Raw genomic sequence first — 15,779 nt, 5'->3', positions numbered from 1 at the left:
AAGGAGAGCGCATGACACAGAGAACGTATTCCGGCATCTGGCCGGTCGCGCCGACGCCGTTTCACGAGGACGGGGCGGTCGATTCCGAGGGGATGAAGCGGGTGCTCGATTGCATGATCGACCAGGGGGTCGACGGGATCTGCATTCTCGCCAATTTCTCGGAGCAGTTCCTGATTTCCGACGCGGAGCGGGAGGCGCTGACGCGGTTGTCGCTGGAGCACGTGGCGGGGCGGGTGCCGGTGATCGTGACGATCAGCCATTTCGCGACGCCCATCGTGGTGGAGCGGGCGCGGTTTGCCAAGGAGATGGGCGCCGATATCGTGATGATGATGCCGCCCTATCACGGGGCTCTTCTGAAAGGCACGGCGGAGCAGACCTTCGAGCAATTCCGCGCGGTGGGGGAGGTGGGTATCCCGATCATGCTGCAGGATGCGCCGCTGTCGGGGGTCGATTTGCCGGTGCCTCTACTTGTGCGGATGGCGCGGGAGATCGAGATGCTGAAGCTTTTCAAGATCGAATGCCCGCAGGCGGCGGCCAAGCTGCGGGCGCTGATCGTTGAGGGGGGCGCCGACATCGAGGGGCCGTTCGACGGGGAGGAAGCAATCACCCTGCTGGCCGATCTGGATGCCGGGGCGACGGGGACGATGACCAGCGCGATGATCCCCGACCTGATCGGGCCGGTGGTCAGGGATTTCCTTGCCGGCAACCGGCAGGCGGCGATTGAGGGGTATGCCAAGGTCTTGCCGGCCGTGAACCACGAGAACCGGCAATGCGGGTTCAGGTCTGCCAAGGCGGCGATGGTGGAGGGCGGCGTGATCGGATCGGAATTCTGCCGCCATCCGATTCCGCCGCTGCATCCCGCCACGCGGGCGATGCTGCTGGAGCTTCTGAGGCCGCTCGACCCACTGGTGCTGTCATGGGGGAAATGAAACCCATCGACACGGCCCTGCCGGCGTTGCAGGCGCTTCTGGGCGACCGGCTGGTCACGACGGAGGCCGATCGTAGCCTGCACGGGCAGAACGAGACCTATTACCCGGTCACGCCCCCCGATGCGGTGGCCTATCCGGAGAGTACGGAGGAGGTGTCGGCCATCCTGCGGCTTTGCAACCTTCATGGCGTGCCGGTCACGGCCTATGGCGCGGCGAGCAGCCTCGAGGGGCAGCACCTGGCGGTGCAGGGGGGTATCAGCCTCGACATGAGCCGGATGAGCGGGGTTCTGGCGGTCAACGCGGAAGACCTGAACGCTGTGGTGCAGCCCGGTATCACCCGCAAGCGGCTGAACGAGGAGTTGCGGGCGACAGGGCTGTTCTTTCCGGTCGATCCCGGCGCGGATGCCAGCATCGGCGGGATGGCCGCGACGCGGGCCAGCGGGACGACGGCCGTGCGCTATGGCACGATGCGCGAGAATATCCTCGCGCTGGAGGCGGTGATGGCGGACGGCACGGTGATCCGCACCGGCAGCCGGGCGCGGAAAAGTTCGACCGGCTATGACCTGACGCATCTGCTGGTTGGCTCGGAAGGCACGCTGGGGATCATCACCGAGCTGACCCTGCGGTTGCAGGGCATCCCCGAGGCGGTGAGCGCGGCGACCTGCCGGTTTGCCTCGGTCGAGGATGCGGTGAACTGCGTGATCCTGACGATCCAGTCGGGTATCCCCATGGCGCGGATCGAGCTGCTGGACGAGATGATGGTGCGGGGGTTCAACCGGTATTCGCAGGCCGACCTGCCGGAGGAGCCGCACCTGTTCCTGGAGTTCCACGGGTCGCCCGCGGCCGTGGCCGAGCAGCGCGATGCGTTCGCCGAGATAGCCGCCGAGTTCGGGGCGGATGGCTGGAAGACGGCAGATACCACCGAGGAGCGGAACGCGCTGTGGGAGATGCGGCACAAGGCGCATTATGCCTCGGCCGCGTTCGGCAAGGGCGGGCATATCTGGCCCACCGATGTCTGCGTGCCGATCTCGCATCTGGCCGAGGCGGTGTTGCAGGCGCAGAGGGACGCCAAGCGGCTGGGCCTGACGGCAACGATCGTCGGGCATGTGGGGGACGGGAATTTTCACGCCGGCCTGAGCGTCGATCCGGGCGATGCCGACGAGATGGCCCGGGCCGAGGCGTTCACGCAGGCGCTGGCCGAGACCGCGCTGCGGCTGGGCGGGACGGTCAGCGGCGAGCACGGGATCGGGCTGGGCAAGCAGAAGTTCATGGGTGCCGAGCATGGCGCGGCGCTGGCCTATATGCGGGCCGTGAAGGCCGGGTTCGACCCCAACAACATTCTCAACCCCGGCAAGCTTCTGCCGCCGGGCAACCGGGAGGTATCGGATGGTTCCTGAAGACAGCAAGGCGACATTGGTGGGGCGTATCTGGCGGCCGGGGATCGGCCCGGCGGTGGTGCGGCTCGAGAATGGCGAGGTGGTCGACATCACCAGCCGCGACATTCCGACGATGCAGGCGCTGCTGGAGGCGGATGACCCCGCCGCCGCGGCCCGAGGGGCGGTGGGCGAGACGGTGTGCACGCTGGCGGAGCTGGAGGCGGCATCGGTTGAGAGCGCCGGGGCGGATGACCTGCGGCTGCTGGCGCCGCCGGACTTGCAGGCGATCAAGGCTGCGGGCGTGACCTTTGCCGAAAGCATGGTCGAACGGGTGATCGAGGAGCAGGCTGCGGGCGATGCCGACCGGGCCGAGGCGATCCGGGCGCGGGTCAAATCGGTGATCGGCGACAGCCTGTCGGGGATCGAGCCGGGTTCCGACGCGGCGATGCAGGTGAAGGCCGTGCTGCAGGAGGAGGGCCTGTGGTCGCAATACCTCGAGGTCGGGATCGGGCCGGATGCCGAGGTGTTCACCAAGTGCCAGCCCATGGCCTCGGTCGGGACGGGTGCGGCGGTGGGCCTGCACCCGGTGTCGAGCTGGAACAACCCCGAGCCGGAGGTGGTGCTGGCGGTGAATGCGCGCGGTGCGGTCGTGGGGGCGACGCTGGGCAATGACGTGAACCTGCGCGACGTGGAGGGGCGCTCGGCGCTGCTGCTGGGCAAGGCGAAGGACAACAATGCGTCCTGTGCGCTGGGGCCATTCCTACGACTCTTCGACGGGGGCTACGGGATGGCGGATGTGCGCCGGGCGGAGCTGACCATGCGGGTCGAGGGGGAAGACGGGTTCGTGCTGGAAGGTCATTCCTCGATGACGAAGATCAGCCGCGACCCGGCGCAGATCGTGGCCCAGACCATCGGGGCGCATCACCAGTATCCCGACGGCTTCTTCCTGTTCCTCGGCACCATGTTCGCGCCGGTCAAGGACAGGGGCGCGCCGGGGCAGGGGTTTACCCACAAGGGCGGGGACGTGGTCACGATCAGCGAGCCGTCGCTGGGGGCGCTGAGCAACACGGTGCGGCTGTCGACCGAGTGCCCGGAATGGCGGTTCGGGACCGCCGCGCTGATGCGGAACCTGGCGCAGAGGGGGCTGTTGTGACGGCACCGGAGGTGTTTGACGACACCAACTGCCTGCTGGGGGAGGGGCCGCTCTGGCACCCGTTGCGGGGGCAGTTGTTCTGGTTCGATATCGACGCGCACCGGCTTTACACGCGTACGGGCGAGGGGCGGCGGATGTGGCAGTTCGAGGAACATGTCTCGGCCGCCGGGTGGGTGGACGAGGCGCGGCTGCTGGTGGCGTCGGAGACTGCGCTCATTGATTTCAACGTGGAGACGGGGACGAGCCGCAAGCTATGCGACCTCGAGGCGGACAACCCGGCGACACGGTCGAACGATGGCCGGGCCGACCCGTTTGGCGGGTTCTGGATCGGGACGATGAGCAAGGAGAAGGCGCCCGGTGCGGGCGCGATCTATCGCTATTACCGGGGGGAGCTGCGGCGGCTTTTTGCGCCGTGGTCGACCCCCAACGCGATGTGTTTCGCCCCGGATGGGCGGGTGGCCTATCTCGCCGATACGCCGAGGGGCAGGATCTGGCGGCAGGCGCTGGATGGCGAGGGCTGGCCGGAGGGGGAGTTGGAATTCTTCCTCGATTTGCCGGGGGATCGGTACCGGCCGGACGGGGCGGTGGTGGATGGGGAGGGTCGCCTCTGGTGCGCGCAGATCCGCTACGGGACGGTGTCGGTGTTCGATCCTGACGGCCGGGAGGTGCGGAGCATCGCCTTTCCCGCCCCGCGAACGACCTGTCCGGCCTTTGGCGGAGAGGATTTGCGCACGCTGTTCGTGACCAGCGCCCGCCAGGAGCCGGAGGTGACGACCGAGCATGACGGGCGGACCTATTCCCTTCGCGTCGACGTGGCGGGCCAGCCCGAGCATCGGGTGATTCTATGAGCCGGTCGTTCCTGTCGATCGGGGAGTGCATGGTCGAGATGGCCGATGCGGGCGGGGGGCTGTACCGGCGCGGCTTTGCGGGGGATACGTTCAACACGGCGTGGTATGCGCGGCGGTTGCTGCCCCCGGAGTGGACGGTGGGCTATGGCAGTTGCGTGGGCACCGATGCGGTTTCGGCCGAGATGTGCGCCTTCATGGAGGGCGAGGGGATCGATACGGCGGCCCTGCGGCGGCTGGAGGATCGCACGGTCGGGCTTTACATGATCAGCCTCGAGCAGGGAGAGCGGAGCTTTTCCTATTGGCGCAGCCAGTCGGCGGCGCGGGCGCTGGCGGATGATCCGGGCTGGTTGGCGGAGGTGCTGGCGGGGCGGGACATGCTTTATTTCTCGGGGATTACGCTGGCGATCCTGTCGCCCGGCGCGCGGCGGGTGCTGTGCGATGCGCTGGCTCGGGCGCGGAGCGCTGGCGCGCTGGTGGCGTTCGATACCAACCTGCGCGAGCGGTTGTGGGAGACGCCGGAGGCGATGCGCGACGGGCTGACCCTGGGGGCGTCGGTGGCGGACGTGGTGCTGCCCTCCTTCGACGAGGAGCAGCGGGCGTTCGTGGATACCGCGCCGGAGGAGACCATCGCCCGCTATCGGGGATGCGGGGCGAGGATTGTCGCCGTCAAGAACGGCGGGGGCGATCTGACGCTTTGGGATGAAGCGGGCACTCGGACCCTGCCGGCCGCGCGGTTCGAGCGCGTGGTCGACACGACCGCCGCGGGCGACAGTTTCGGGGCGGCGTTCCTGGCGGGGCTGGCCAGGGGTCAACCGGTGGATCATGCGGCGCGGGGGGCGATGGAGCTTGCCGCGCAGGTCATCCAGTACCGCGGCGCGCTGGTGCCGCAGATATTCGAAGGAGGAGAGACATGAACATCCTGATCATCGGGGGCGGCGGCGTCGTCGGGCAGAAGCTGGGCCGGGCGCTGGTCAAGCGGGGAGAACTGCGCGGAAATGCGATCGAGAAGATCACGCTGGCGGATATCAACGATCCGGCGCCCATTGAGGGCGGTTCGGTGACGGTCGATACCGTGACCTGCAACATTGCCGATCCGGCCTCGGTGGCGGAATGCGTGACCGCCGACACGGACGTGATCTACCTGCTGGCCGCCATCGTCTCGGCCCATGCGGAGGAGGATTTCGACGCGGGCCTTTCGATCAACCTGATGGGCACTCTGAACGTGCTGCAGCGGGCGCGGGAGCTGGGCACGAAGCCGGTGGTGGTCTTCACCTCGTCGATTGCCGTCTATGGCGGCGAGGTGCCGGACCCGATCGTGGATCACAGTTTCCTCAACCCGCAGACCTCCTACGGCGCGCAGAAGGCGATGGGGGAGCTGCTGCTGAACGACTTTTCGCGCAAGGGGTTCGTGGACGGGCGGGGCTTTCGGCTGCCGACAATCTCGGTGCGGCCGGGCAAGCCGAACCGGGCGGCGTCGAGCTTCATGTCGTCGATCCTGCGCGAGCCGCTGAACGGGCAGGAGGCGGTCTGTCCGGTCGAGGAGGATTTCCCGCATTACTACCTGAGCCCGCGCAAATGCGTGGAGAACCTGATCAGGGGCGCCGAGATCGAGGAGGCCGACCTGGGGCAGAACCGCTGCATGATGATGCCGGGGCGGATGTGGACGATCCGGCAGATGATCGACGCGATGACGGCGGTGGCGGGGCCGGAGCCGGCAAAGCTGATCAAGTGGGAGGCGCAGCCGGATATCCAAGCCATCGTGAGCGGCTGGCGGTTCGACCTGCGGCCCGAGAAGGCGGTGAAGCTGGGGCTTTCGGCGGATGAGAGTTTCGAGGATAACGTGCGATACTACCTCGAGGATGACAGGCCGGCGGGCTGAGGGCGGGGGCCGGAATTTTTGAAAATTCCGGGTGGCCCCGGGCTTGAAGTGTCGGGTTAGCGCGTCGCGGCGGTGGAAAGGCTGGCCGAGAGCCCCTTCAGCTTGGCCAGGACGCCGGGCTCGTCATTGGGGGCTCGCACCCGGTGACAAGCCCGGCGTCTCGGTCACGACCGTCTTGCGCATCATGCTCGAGGTGCCGGGCCCGGTTCCTTAGTTGACGGCCGTCAGCAGGGGGCGACCGGCGTGAAAGGCGGCGATGTTGTCGCGCTGGAGCTGGCCCATGGCGGCGCGAGTCTCGACCGTGCCGGAGCCTTGGTGCGGCTGGATCACCACGTTGTCGAGCACGTAGAAGCGCTTGTCGATATCCGGCTCGCCGAGGAACACGTCGAGCCCGGCGCCGGCGATGCGGCCCTGTTCGAGCGCGTCGAGGAGCGCGGCCTCGTCGACCGTGGTGCCGCGGGAGATGTTGATCACCACGCCGCGGGGGCCGAGCGCGTCGATCACCTCTTTCGAAACGAATTTCTCGGTCTCGGGCCCGCCGACGAGGGCGATGACGAGGTAGTCGACCGCCTCGGCCAGCGCGACGGGGTCGGCGTGGTAGGTCCAGCCGGGCGTCTCCTTCTCGGAGCGGGCGTAGTAGTGGAGATCCATCTTGAAGGCGGCCAGCCGGTCGGCGATCTCGCGCCCGATGCGGCCGAGGCCCACGATCCCGGCGCGGCCGCCGGAGAGCTTGCGGTTGAGCCGGTATTCGCCCTTGGTCTTCCAGTTGCCGGAGCGGGCCCAGTTGCTGGCCTGTTCCATCTCGCGGACCTGCATCAGCAGCATGGCGACGGCAAGGTCGGCCACGTCGTCGTTCAGCACGTCGGGCGTGTTGGTGACCTTGATGCCGCGGGCGTCGGCGGCGGAGACGTCGATGACGTCGTAGCCGACGCCGTAATTGGCGACGAGTTTCAGGTTGGGCAACTGGTCCATCTCGGCCGCGCCGAAGGCGTGGTGGCCCTTGTAGGCCAGGGCGGTGATGGCGTTTCGCGTGGCGTCGTCGAGTGATGGCAAATCGGCTGCGCTGGCGAGGGTGACGGGGGTGAAAGCCGCGTCGAGCGCGGTGGAGTCGGTGTCACTGTAGGGGCCGATGACGAGCGTGGCGGTCATGATGTCTCCTTTTGAATTGGCAGCGGGGTGCGGCGGTTACCCGGCGCAGATCTCCTCGACGGATTTCTTCACGGCCTCGAGGCTGAAGACCTCGTCGAGCCAGTTGTCCTTGAAGATGACGGTCTTGGCCTTTTCGATGGCCATGAGCGCCCCGTCGGAGAACTTGCCTTCCGGAAAGATGCCGAAGGCGATGGCCAGTTCGATCTTGAGATGGCCCAGCACGAAGTCATGGGCCGCGGCCTCCGGCACGCCCATGGCGACGGCGCGGTCGGTCGCCTCGCGCAGGGCGAGGGATAGGGTGGCGGCCACGGTTTCCGAAAGCGCGGGTTCCAGCACGGCGATGTTTTCCAGCGTGCAGCGGTGCGAGCGTATGACGGGGGCGTAGATCACCTTGGCGATCTCCTCGCAGAGCGCGTAATGCTCTTCCGGGCCTTGTATCAGGGCGCAGACTATGCCCTGCGGCGCGGCGATGCCGCCGAAATAGTCTTTCTGCGCCTCGGCGCTGTCCTGCACCTCGAGGATGTGGGGGTGGCAGGGATGGGTGCAGAAATAGGTGACGTCTGCGCGGTCGGGCATTTCGCCGGCATAGGGCGCGGCGGCGTCGAGGACGATGATGGCGGTGCCGGGGCGGACCTTGTCGATGAAGGCATGGGCGATCTTGCCGATCAGCCGGTCGGGGACGGCCATGAGCACGACGTCGGCATTGGCGAGGGCCGCGTCCTGATCCACCGCGTCGAGCCCGGTTTCGGATTTGAGGCGGGCGCGGCCGTCTTCGGAGATCTCGACGGGGTCAACCTCGAAGCGCGAGTTGCGGAGGTTCGTGGCGAGCCTGACGCCCATCTTTCCGCCAGCGCCGAGCAGGGCTACCTTGGTCATGCGTTTGTCCTTTCCAGTGTTTGCGGGGCGGTGCCGCCGCCGCGTTTGATCCAGCCGAAATAGTCGGGGCTGCCCATCTGCCCGCCCTTGAGCGCCAGTTGCAGGCCGGCGAGGGCGGGGTCGTGGGAATGCGCTTGCAGAAGGGCCGCGCCGGGGATGGTGGGGGCGAGCGCGGTGAAGGCGAAAAGGCCGAGCTGGCGGGCGGCATGGCCGGAGGTGTCGCCGCCGGAGATGACGGCGCGGCGCAGGCCGGTTTCCTTGAGGAGCCGGGCGAGGAGGCGGCCGAGGGCCGCGCCGAGGCGGGCGTTGGCGTCGTCCATGGCGAGGCCGGTTGCGGTGACGGCCTGGCGCATCTGCGCGACGGCGGGGTCATCGGGGCCGCGGGCGGTGTGGATGATGGGGTCGCGGTGCTGGCGCAGGGCGTCGAGGGCGGCGGAGACGGCGCGGGTTTCGGCCTGTGGGTCGTTGCGGATGATGGCCGCGGCGTCGAGGGGGATGGGGGCGAAGCCGTTCCGTTCGGCCCAGTCGATCTGGGCGGCGGTGACCGGCGAGACGGAGCCGGAAACCGCGAGCATCCGGTCGACCGGGCCGGCGCTTGCCTGCGTCTCTTGCCGTGGCAGGGCGCCGGTGGCGCGCCAGTGGGCGACGAGCGCGTATTCCACGCCTTGGGAGCCCACGGCGAAGCGGGGGCCGTCGCGGTTGTCCCAGATCAGGGCGCCGCAGCGGGCCATATCGTCGTTGCGCATGGCGTCGAGGCAGATGATCTCGGCCCCGCGCGAGCGTTCGCGGGAGAGGGCGGCGGGCGGGTCGCGGGCGAGGTCCTCGAGGTCGATCAGGCCGAAGCGGCGGTCGGTTTGGCGGGAGAGGTGTCGGGCCACGTCGGATTCGTCCATCGGCGTGACCGGGTGGCGGGACATGACCGGGTGACGGTCGAGGCGGAAGACGCCCTCGGGCGCCCCGGCGAAGAGGTGGCCGAAGGCCTGGTAGCGGCGCAGGGCGGGGGCGGCCAGAAGGCAGGGCGCCCAGCCGCCGAAGCGCGGCAGGCCGAGGTCGATGGCCTTGCCGATGGAGCCCACATGCGGGGCGCTGTCGAGGGTGGAGCAGGTCTTGTAGTGGACGACTGCCGCGCCGGTTTCGCGCAGGAAGTCGAAGGCCTGCGGCAGGTGACGTTCCATCCATTCGGGCCCGTGGCTGCGGGCGATGGAGGCGATGCCGATGGCGCGGGCCTCGGGGAAGGCGGCAAGTTCGTCGGGCGTGGGGATGTCGAGGAAGAGGACGGCCGGGACGCCGGAGAAGGCCAGCACCTCCATCGTGGCGGCGGAGCCGGTGAAATCGTCGCCGTACCAGCCGACGAGGGGGGACTGGGGCTGCTCCGTCATCCGCCGTAGGCCTTGAGCGCGCGGGCGAGGGCGGGGTGGGTGCGGGCGTGGTCGCGGGCCGGGATGCCGGCGATTGCGGCCTCCCATGCTTCGCGCAGGGAGGTGACGCCGGCGGCGGGCCCGTCGGGGTGCGCCATGATCCCGCCGCCGGCGGCATAGATGCAGTCGGCGCTGCCGAGGCGGCGGTAGGTTTCCTCGGGCTGGACCGCCGACTGACCGGAGGAGAAGACGGGCATGGGGATGCAAGGTTTGTCGGGGAAGAGCGGGGTGAGGAGGGATCTGGCCGAGGCGATGACGCTGTCGTCCGGCTCGCTGAACTTGTTTTTCAGGCCGTTGACATGCATGTGGTCGGCCCCCGCGAGGCGCCAGAGTTTGGACCAAGCGGGATAGTCCCAGCCCAGCATGGGCGCGCGGCTGAGATAGCCCCAGCCGTTGCGGTGGGCGTGGATGGGAAGCTCGGTATGGCGGGCCAGCGCCAACAGGCCGGCGAGGCCGACCGAATTGAGGCTGGCCATGACGCAGGTGCCGCCGAGGTCGCGGACGAGGTCGTGGCGGCGGCGCATGTCGTCGACTTCGCCGGTGAGGTTGAAGGCGTACATGACCTTCTTGCCGGTGCGCTGGGCGTGGTCGTCGAGGACGCGCATGACGGCGCGGGCGCGGTCCTCGAAGGGGCAGGCGGGGCCGTTGGCCTGAAGCTCGTCATCCTTGATGAAGTCGATACCGGCGCGGGCGAGCGTGCCGGTGAGCGTGGCGGTGTCTTCTGCGGTCAGGCCGACGGAGGGTTTGACGATGGTGCCGATGAGGGGGCCGGTCTCGACCCCGGCGAGCTTGCGGGTGCCGGGGATGCCGAATTGCGGGCCGGGGCCGGCGGCAGCGAAGCTGTCGGGCAGGCGCAGGTCGAGCAGGCGCAGGCCGGAAAACTGCCGCAATTCGAAGAGGTTGCCGGCGACGGTGGCCATGAGGGTGAGGAGGTCGGGGCCGATCGTGTCGACGGGCCAGGAGAGGGTGACGCGGGCGCGGTGGTAGGTGCCGCCGGTGAGGCCGCCGGGGAGGGAGGGGGTGAGGACGTCCTCGACCACCTCGAGCGCTTCCACGCGGGCGGCGGCACGCTCGTGCAGGTCGGGGGTTTCGCCGGGGACCTTGACGAAGGTGCCGGAGCTTTGCTCGCCCGCCATGGCTTCGGCTGCGCTGGCAGGGTCGACGGGGGTTTCGATCAGGTAGTCGGCTTCGATCCGGTGGGTCATTCGCGGCCTCCACGGTGGGTTTCAAGCCAATGGAGGGAGGCTTCGGTGGGGCCTTGGGGCTTGTACTCGGCGCCCAGCGGGCCCTGCCAGCCGAGCCGGGAAATGGTTTCGAAAAGGTAAACGAAGTTCTGTTCTCCGCTGCCCGGCGGGCCGCGGTCGGGGGCGGAGGCGAACTGGATATGGCCGATATGGGGCAGGAGGGTCTGAAGGCGGTGGGTCAGGTCGCCTTCCATGAGTTGCACGTGGTAGCAATCGAACATCAGCTTGAGGTTAACGGCGCGGACGGTCTCGATGATGGCGACGGCCTGGGTGGTGGTGGTGAGGAAATAGCCGGGCGCGTCGCAGTGGTTCAGCGGCTCGATCAGGATGGTGATGCCGTGCGGGGCGGCGGCGGTGCAGGCGTAATGCAGGTTTTCGAGGAAGGTGGCGTGGGCAGCGTCTCCGGCGGCGTTGCCGGCCATGACGTGGACGTTGCGGGTGTTTGTGGCCGTCGCGTAGGCGATGGCCTCGTCGATGGCGGCGCGGGCGTCTGCTTCGCGGCCGGGCAGGGCGGATAGGCCGTTTTCGCCGGCCTCCACGTTGCCGCGGCGGGTGTTGAGGCCGAGCATGGGCAGGCCGGTTTCGGTGAGGGCGGCGGTGACGTCGGCTGCGGGGGTGTCATAGGGCCAGTGGCATTCGACCGCGTCGAACCCGGCGGTGGCGGCGGCGCGGATGGCGTCGGGCAGTGGCCTGTCATTCCAGAGGAACCCGAGGTTGGCGGAGAATTTCAATCGTCCCACTCCACGTCGAACTTGGTGACCACGGCGCGCACCTGGTCCGGGGTGAGCATCTGCGGGTTGAGACCGCGGAGGAGGAGGGCGAGCCTGGCGGTTTCCTCCAGCTCCTCGATGGCGTTGCAGGCGGCTTCGACGTCCTTGGCCGCGACCACGGGGCCGTGATTGGCCAGCATCACCGCCGAGCGCTTCCCGGCGAGCCCGCGCACCGCTTCGCCCATGGCCGGGTCGCCCGGCAGGAAGAAGGGCAGGAGGCGGACCTTGCCCAGCTTCATGATCGCGTAGGGGGTCATGGGTGGCAGAAAATCGTCGGGGTCGGCGTCGGGCAGCATGGAGAGGGCGACGGAATGGGTGGAATGCAGGTGGACGACGGCCCCGGCGGTAGAGCGGGTGTCGTAGAAGGCGGTGTGGAGGGGCATTTCCTTGGTGGGTTTGTCGCCGTCGACCAGGGTGCCTTGGGCGTCGAAGCGGGAGAGGCGACCGGGGTCGAGGCGGCCGAAGGAGGTGCCGGTGGGCGAGACGAGCAGGCCGCCATCGGGGGTGCGGGCGGAGATGTTGCCGGTGGAGCCGTGGGTGAGGCCGCGGTCGAAGAGGGACTTGGCGAGCAGGCAGATCTGTTCGCGGAGGCGGGTTTCCTCGGTCATGTTTTCTCCAGCGCGGTGAGGGCGTCGGTGAAGAAGGTTTCTGCACCGAAATTGCCGGATTTGAGGGCGAGCGCAACGGGGTGGCCGGCGGTTTGGGCGAAGCACCACGGGACGCCGGGGGCGATTTCGCGGCCGACATCGAGGCGGGCGATGCCGAGGGCTTGGGTGACGGCGCCGGAGGTTTCGCCGCCGGCGACGACGAAGCGGCGCGCGCCGTGATCGCGGGCGGCGGTGGCGCAGGTGGCGAGGGTGTCTTCGACGATCTGGCCGGCGCGGGATTGGCCGAGTTGGGCTTGGGCGGCTTCGACGGATTGCGGCTCGGCGGTGGCGTAGAGGAGGGGGGCGTGGCGGAGGTCTTGTTGGGCCAGCCAGTCGAGGGCGAGATGGGGCCCGTGTTCGGCGAGGGCGAGCGGGTCGAGCTGGTAGGAGGGCGCGCCGGTGGCGCGGTAGGCGGCGACCTGGCGGTTGGTCATGGCGGAGCAGCTGCCGGACAGGATTACCGTTTCGGGGGCGGTGGCGGGCGGCGTGAAGGGCTCGGCCTGACCGATGTCCTGTGCCAGCAGGCCGGGCAGGGGCTGGGCCAGCGCCGAGCCGCCGGTGAGGAGGGGCATATGATGCGTGGCGGCGGCGATGGTGGCGAGGTCTTCATCCGCCACGGCGTCGATGATGACGTGGGCGATGTTGTCTTTGGCCAGTCGGGCGAGGGCGTCACGGATGGCGTCGGGCCCGCGTGCGACGGTGAGTCGGTCGATGAGGCCGACCTTTCCCTGCACCTGTGGCTGGAGAAGGCGGAGGAGGCTGGAGTCGCGCATGGGCGTCAGCGGGTGATCCTTCATCGGGCTTTCCGACAGGGGGTCGCGGCCGACGAAGAGGTGGCCCATGAAGACGGCGCGGCCGTTTTCGGGGAAGGCGGGGCAGTAGATGGTCTGGGGGGTGTCGAGCGCGGCCATCAGCGCCTCGGCGACGGGGCCGATATTGCCCTTGGCGGTGGAGTCGAAGGTGGAGCAGTATTTCCAGAAGAAGCGTTGGGCGCCGGCCGCGCGGAGCCATGCAAGGGCTTGTTCTGAAAGAGTTAATGCTTCTTTAACGGGGGTGGTTCTGATCTTGAGGGCGATGACCTCGAACGGGGCGGTGTTTTCGGGCGGGGTTTCGGGGACGCCCATGCGGAGCGAAACGCGCGCGCCGCTGCGGGCGAGGAGGCCGGCGAGGTCGGTCGCGCCGGTGAAATCGTCGGCGATGGCGCCGAGGAGGGTCGTCATCGGGGCGCCCGTGCCGGTAGGGATGACGGTTTCGGCGGCATTTGCTTAGGTTTGTCCCTGTCTACCGTGATTTGGTATACCAAATATCTGCCAAACCGTGCGGAGGGTCAATGGTCGAGCAACTCTTTCGCCGTGGAGACCACTCGGGCGGGGGTGATGCCGAAATGATCATAGAGAACGGGGGCTTGCGCCGAGGCGCCGAAGCTTTCCATGCCGATGAAGCGGTCGGTGGGGCGGAGCCATTGGTGCCAGCCGAAGGGGGAGGCTGCCTCAATCGCGATGCGGGGGGCGGAGCCGAGGGTGGCTGTTTGGTAGTCGGTGTCCTGTTCGGCGAAGAGCTCCCAGCAGGGCATGGAGATGATGGCGGCGGCGATGCCGGATTTGTGCAGTTGGGCCTGTGCCTGAAGGGCGAGGCCGACCTCGGTGCCGGTGGCGATGAGGGTGATGTCGCGGGGGCCTTGGGTGTCGCGGAGGAGGTAGGCGCCACGGCGGGAGAGGTTTTCGGAGCGGTCGGTGCGGACCTGGGTGGCGTCCTGCCGGGAGAGGGCGAGCATGGAAGGGCCGTCGCGGCGTTCGAGGGCGAGTTTCCAGGCCTCGGCGGTCTCGGTGGCGTCGGCGGGGCGGAAGACATGCATGTTCGGCATGGCGCGGAAGCTGGCGAGGGTCTCTACCGGCTGATGGGTCGGGCCGTTGGAGCCTACACCGATGGAATCATGGGAGAAAACGAAGATGCCGGGCAGGCCCATGAGGGCGGCCATGCGCATGGCGGGGCGTTCATAATCGGCGAAGGCGAGGTAGGTGACGTTGACGGGGCGGAGGCCGCCATGGGCGGCGATGCCGCAGGTCATGGCGCCCATCAGGTGTTCGCGGACGCCGCAATGGACGTAAGAGCCGCCGCGGTGGTCTGCGGTGAAGGCGGGGCGGCTGCGCTTGTGGTTGGTGGGCGCCTCGAGATCGGCGCAGAGGACGAGGGTTTCGGGGAGGATCTCTGTAAGGGCGTCGCAGATGTCGCCGGAGGAGAGGATGGTGGGGCGGGGGGTGTCCGTGGGGAGCTGGTTCGGGCCGAGACTGTGCCAGAACGCCTCCCATTCGTCGGGGAGGTTGGCGGTGTGCCAGCGGTCGAATTCGGTGGGATTTTCAACGTCGGTATAACGTCGTTATTTTGTCGGTATTGCGTCGGTGCGGCGGGCGAGGGCGGCGGCCCAGTCGGCGCGGATTTCGGTTGGGATCTCGAAGGGAGGGTGGGGCCAGTTGCGGGCCTTTCGGGCGGCGGCGGCGTCTTCGGGGGTGAGCGGGGCAGAGTGGCCGCCGCGCTGGCCTTCGAGCCGGGGGATGCCGCGGGCGATGGTGGTGCGGCAGGCGAGGAGAGAGGGGCGCGGGTCGGATCTGGCGGCGTCGAGAGCGGCGTCGATGGCGTCTATGTCGTGGCCGTCGAGTACCTGCACGTGCCAGTGGGCGGCGCGGAAGCGGGCGGGGATGTCTTCGCTGATCGAAAGCGACGTGGCGCCGTCATCGGTGATCTGGTTGTCGTCCCAGAGGAAGGTGAGCTTGCCGAGGCGGAGATGGCCGGCGAGCGAGATGGCCTCCTGCCCGATCCCCTCCTGCAGGCAGCCGTCGCCGACAAAGGCCCATGTGCGGTGATCGACGTGGTCGGGGCCGAAACGGTCGGCGAGGCGGGCCTCGGCCACGGCCATGCCGACGGCGCAGGCGATGCCCTGGCCGAGAAGGCCGGTGGTGATCTCAATGCCGGCGTCCTGTTCGATTTCGGGGTGGCCGGCGCAGACCTGGTGCAGCTTGCGGAAGGATTTGAGGGCGTCGGTGGTGAGTTTCTCGTAACCGGCGAGGTGGAGGAGGGCGTAGAGCAGCATCGAGCCGTGGCCGTTGGAGAGGACGACGCGGTCGCGGTTTGGCCAGAGGGGGTTCTTCGGGTCGACCTTGACGTGGCGGGCGTAGAGAGTGGCGGCGATTTCGGCCATGCCGAGGGGCACGCCCTGGTGGCCTTCGCCGGCGTTGAGGATGGCGTCGATGGCGAGGAAGCGGATCGCGTCGGCCATTTTCTGGATGTCGGTCATTGCTGTCCTCCCGCGGGTTTGCTGGGAGGAGTAGCGGGTTTCGGGGCGGGGGAGGGTTAAGTTTTGCTAATGGTGGGTTTGATTTTGGTTAAAGGTTTGGGGTGGGGTTCGGGTTTTGGTGTGCGCTGCGCGGAATAAAGGGCTTCAGCCCGCCGCGGGGGGGCGGGGCGGGCCGCCGGCCCGGCGCCGTGGGCGGGG

13 protein-coding genes and 1 pseudogene are annotated in these 15,779 nt (G+C 68.5%); 6 read left to right on the top strand and 8 right to left on the bottom strand.

The genetic code is table 11. The features are described 5' to 3' along the window. Positions 1–11 precede the first annotated feature (11 nt). Genes RLN94_RS20225 through denD form a run of 6 tightly spaced genes read left to right on the top strand, consistent with a single transcriptional unit; the run spans position 12 to position 6,185 of the window. Positions 12–929, top strand: coding sequence for a dihydrodipicolinate synthase family protein (locus RLN94_RS20225; protein WP_350128105.1), 918 nt, complete (start codon positions 12–14; stop codon positions 927–929). Next, the gene (locus tag RLN94_RS20220) at positions 926–2,326 is read left to right on the top strand and encodes an FAD-binding oxidoreductase (protein ID WP_350128108.1); all 1,401 of its coding nucleotides are present in this window, start codon (positions 926–928) and stop codon (positions 2,324–2,326) included. Before RLN94_RS20225 ends, RLN94_RS20220 begins: the two co-directional genes overlap by 4 nt. Further along, on the top strand, positions 2,316–3,458 hold the full coding sequence (locus RLN94_RS20215; RefSeq protein ID WP_350128111.1) for a fumarylacetoacetate hydrolase family protein: 1,143 nt from the start codon (positions 2,316–2,318) through the stop codon (positions 3,456–3,458). The genes RLN94_RS20220 and RLN94_RS20215 overlap by 11 nt, the downstream gene beginning before the upstream one ends. Next, complete coding sequence (locus RLN94_RS20210; protein WP_350128114.1) at positions 3,455–4,306, top strand: SMP-30/gluconolactonase/LRE family protein; 852 nt, start codon at positions 3,455–3,457, stop codon at positions 4,304–4,306. Before RLN94_RS20215 ends, RLN94_RS20210 begins: the two co-directional genes overlap by 4 nt. Further along, entirely contained in the window at positions 4,303–5,220 is a 918-nt protein-coding gene (locus RLN94_RS20205) for a sugar kinase (protein WP_350128117.1), read from the top strand. Before RLN94_RS20210 ends, RLN94_RS20205 begins: the two co-directional genes overlap by 4 nt. Then, on the top strand, positions 5,217–6,185 hold the full coding sequence (denD, locus tag RLN94_RS20200) for a D-erythronate dehydrogenase (RefSeq protein WP_350128120.1): 969 nt from the start codon (positions 5,217–5,219) through the stop codon (positions 6,183–6,185). The genes RLN94_RS20205 and denD overlap by 4 nt, the downstream gene beginning before the upstream one ends. 210 nt (positions 6,186–6,395) lie before the next feature. Here the strand turns inward: denD and RLN94_RS20195 are convergent, their stop codons facing one another. The 8 genes and pseudogenes from RLN94_RS20195 to tkt form a co-directional block, all read right to left on the bottom strand. Next, positions 6,396–7,334, bottom strand: coding sequence for a 2-hydroxyacid dehydrogenase (locus RLN94_RS20195; RefSeq protein ID WP_350128123.1), 939 nt, complete (start codon positions 7,332–7,334; stop codon positions 6,396–6,398). A gap of 36 nt (positions 7,335–7,370) precedes the next feature. Beyond that, on the bottom strand, positions 7,371–8,210 hold the full coding sequence (locus RLN94_RS20190) for a phosphogluconate dehydrogenase C-terminal domain-containing protein (RefSeq protein WP_350128126.1): 840 nt from the start codon (positions 8,208–8,210) through the stop codon (positions 7,371–7,373). Continuing rightward, on the bottom strand, positions 8,207–9,589 hold the full coding sequence (locus RLN94_RS20185; RefSeq protein WP_350128129.1) for a four-carbon acid sugar kinase family protein: 1,383 nt from the start codon (positions 9,587–9,589) through the stop codon (positions 8,207–8,209). The genes RLN94_RS20190 and RLN94_RS20185 overlap by 4 nt, the downstream gene beginning before the upstream one ends. Next, the gene (locus RLN94_RS20180) at positions 9,586–10,833 is read right to left on the bottom strand and encodes a ribulose-bisphosphate carboxylase large subunit family protein (protein WP_350128132.1); all 1,248 of its coding nucleotides are present in this window, start codon (positions 10,831–10,833) and stop codon (positions 9,586–9,588) included. Before RLN94_RS20180 ends, RLN94_RS20185 begins: the two co-directional genes overlap by 4 nt. Then, the gene (locus RLN94_RS20175) at positions 10,830–11,603 is read right to left on the bottom strand and encodes a hydroxypyruvate isomerase family protein (RefSeq protein ID WP_350128135.1); all 774 of its coding nucleotides are present in this window, start codon (positions 11,601–11,603) and stop codon (positions 10,830–10,832) included. The genes RLN94_RS20180 and RLN94_RS20175 overlap by 4 nt, the downstream gene beginning before the upstream one ends. Further along, positions 11,600–12,250: a 3-oxo-tetronate 4-phosphate decarboxylase gene (otnC, locus tag RLN94_RS20170; protein ID WP_350128138.1), complete on the bottom strand. Its 651-nt coding sequence runs from the start codon at positions 12,248–12,250 to the stop codon at positions 11,600–11,602. Before otnC ends, RLN94_RS20175 begins: the two co-directional genes overlap by 4 nt. Continuing rightward, positions 12,247–13,509, bottom strand: coding sequence for a 3-oxo-tetronate kinase (otnK, locus tag RLN94_RS20165; protein ID WP_350128141.1), 1,263 nt, complete (start codon positions 13,507–13,509; stop codon positions 12,247–12,249). The genes otnC and otnK overlap by 4 nt, the downstream gene beginning before the upstream one ends. Positions 13,510–13,616: 107 nt before the next feature. Continuing rightward, positions 13,617–15,581, bottom strand: a pseudogene (tkt, locus tag RLN94_RS22245) (transketolase). Between the last annotated feature and the right edge of the window lie 198 nt (positions 15,582–15,779).

Source organism: Roseovarius sp. (assembly GCF_040223625.1).
Taxonomy (GTDB): Bacteria; Pseudomonadota; Alphaproteobacteria; order Rhodobacterales; family Rhodobacteraceae; genus Roseovarius.
Note: the sequence above shows the minus strand (reverse complement) of the source record. Positions and strands in the feature narration are given on the sequence as shown.

Excerpts from the sequence above, each read along its gene's own strand:
- RLN94_RS20205 (WP_350128117.1), top strand. The coding sequence starts at position 4,303 with ATGAGCCGGTCGTTCCTGTCGATCGGGGAGTGCATGGTCGAGATGGCC.
- RLN94_RS20215 (WP_350128111.1), top strand. The coding sequence starts at position 2,316 with ATGGTTCCTGAAGACAGCAAGGCGACATTGGTGGGGCGTATCTGGCGG.
- RLN94_RS20185 (WP_350128129.1), bottom strand. The coding sequence starts at position 9,589 with ATGACGGAGCAGCCCCAGTCCCCCCTCGTCGGCTGGTACGGCGACGAT.
- RLN94_RS20180 (WP_350128132.1), bottom strand. The coding sequence starts at position 10,833 with ATGACCCACCGGATCGAAGCCGACTACCTGATCGAAACCCCCGTCGAC.
- RLN94_RS20195 (WP_350128123.1), bottom strand. The coding sequence starts at position 7,334 with ATGACCGCCACGCTCGTCATCGGCCCCTACAGTGACACCGACTCCACC.
- otnK (WP_350128141.1), bottom strand. The coding sequence starts at position 13,509 with ATGACGACCCTCCTCGGCGCCATCGCCGACGATTTCACCGGCGCGACC.
- otnC (WP_350128138.1), bottom strand. The coding sequence starts at position 12,250 with ATGACCGAGGAAACCCGCCTCCGCGAACAGATCTGCCTGCTCGCCAAG.
- RLN94_RS20220 (WP_350128108.1), top strand. The coding sequence starts at position 926 with ATGAAACCCATCGACACGGCCCTGCCGGCGTTGCAGGCGCTTCTGGGC.
- RLN94_RS20225 (WP_350128105.1), top strand. The coding sequence starts at position 12 with ATGACACAGAGAACGTATTCCGGCATCTGGCCGGTCGCGCCGACGCCG.
- denD (WP_350128120.1), top strand. The coding sequence starts at position 5,217 with ATGAACATCCTGATCATCGGGGGCGGCGGCGTCGTCGGGCAGAAGCTG.
- RLN94_RS20190 (WP_350128126.1), bottom strand. The coding sequence starts at position 8,210 with ATGACCAAGGTAGCCCTGCTCGGCGCTGGCGGAAAGATGGGCGTCAGG.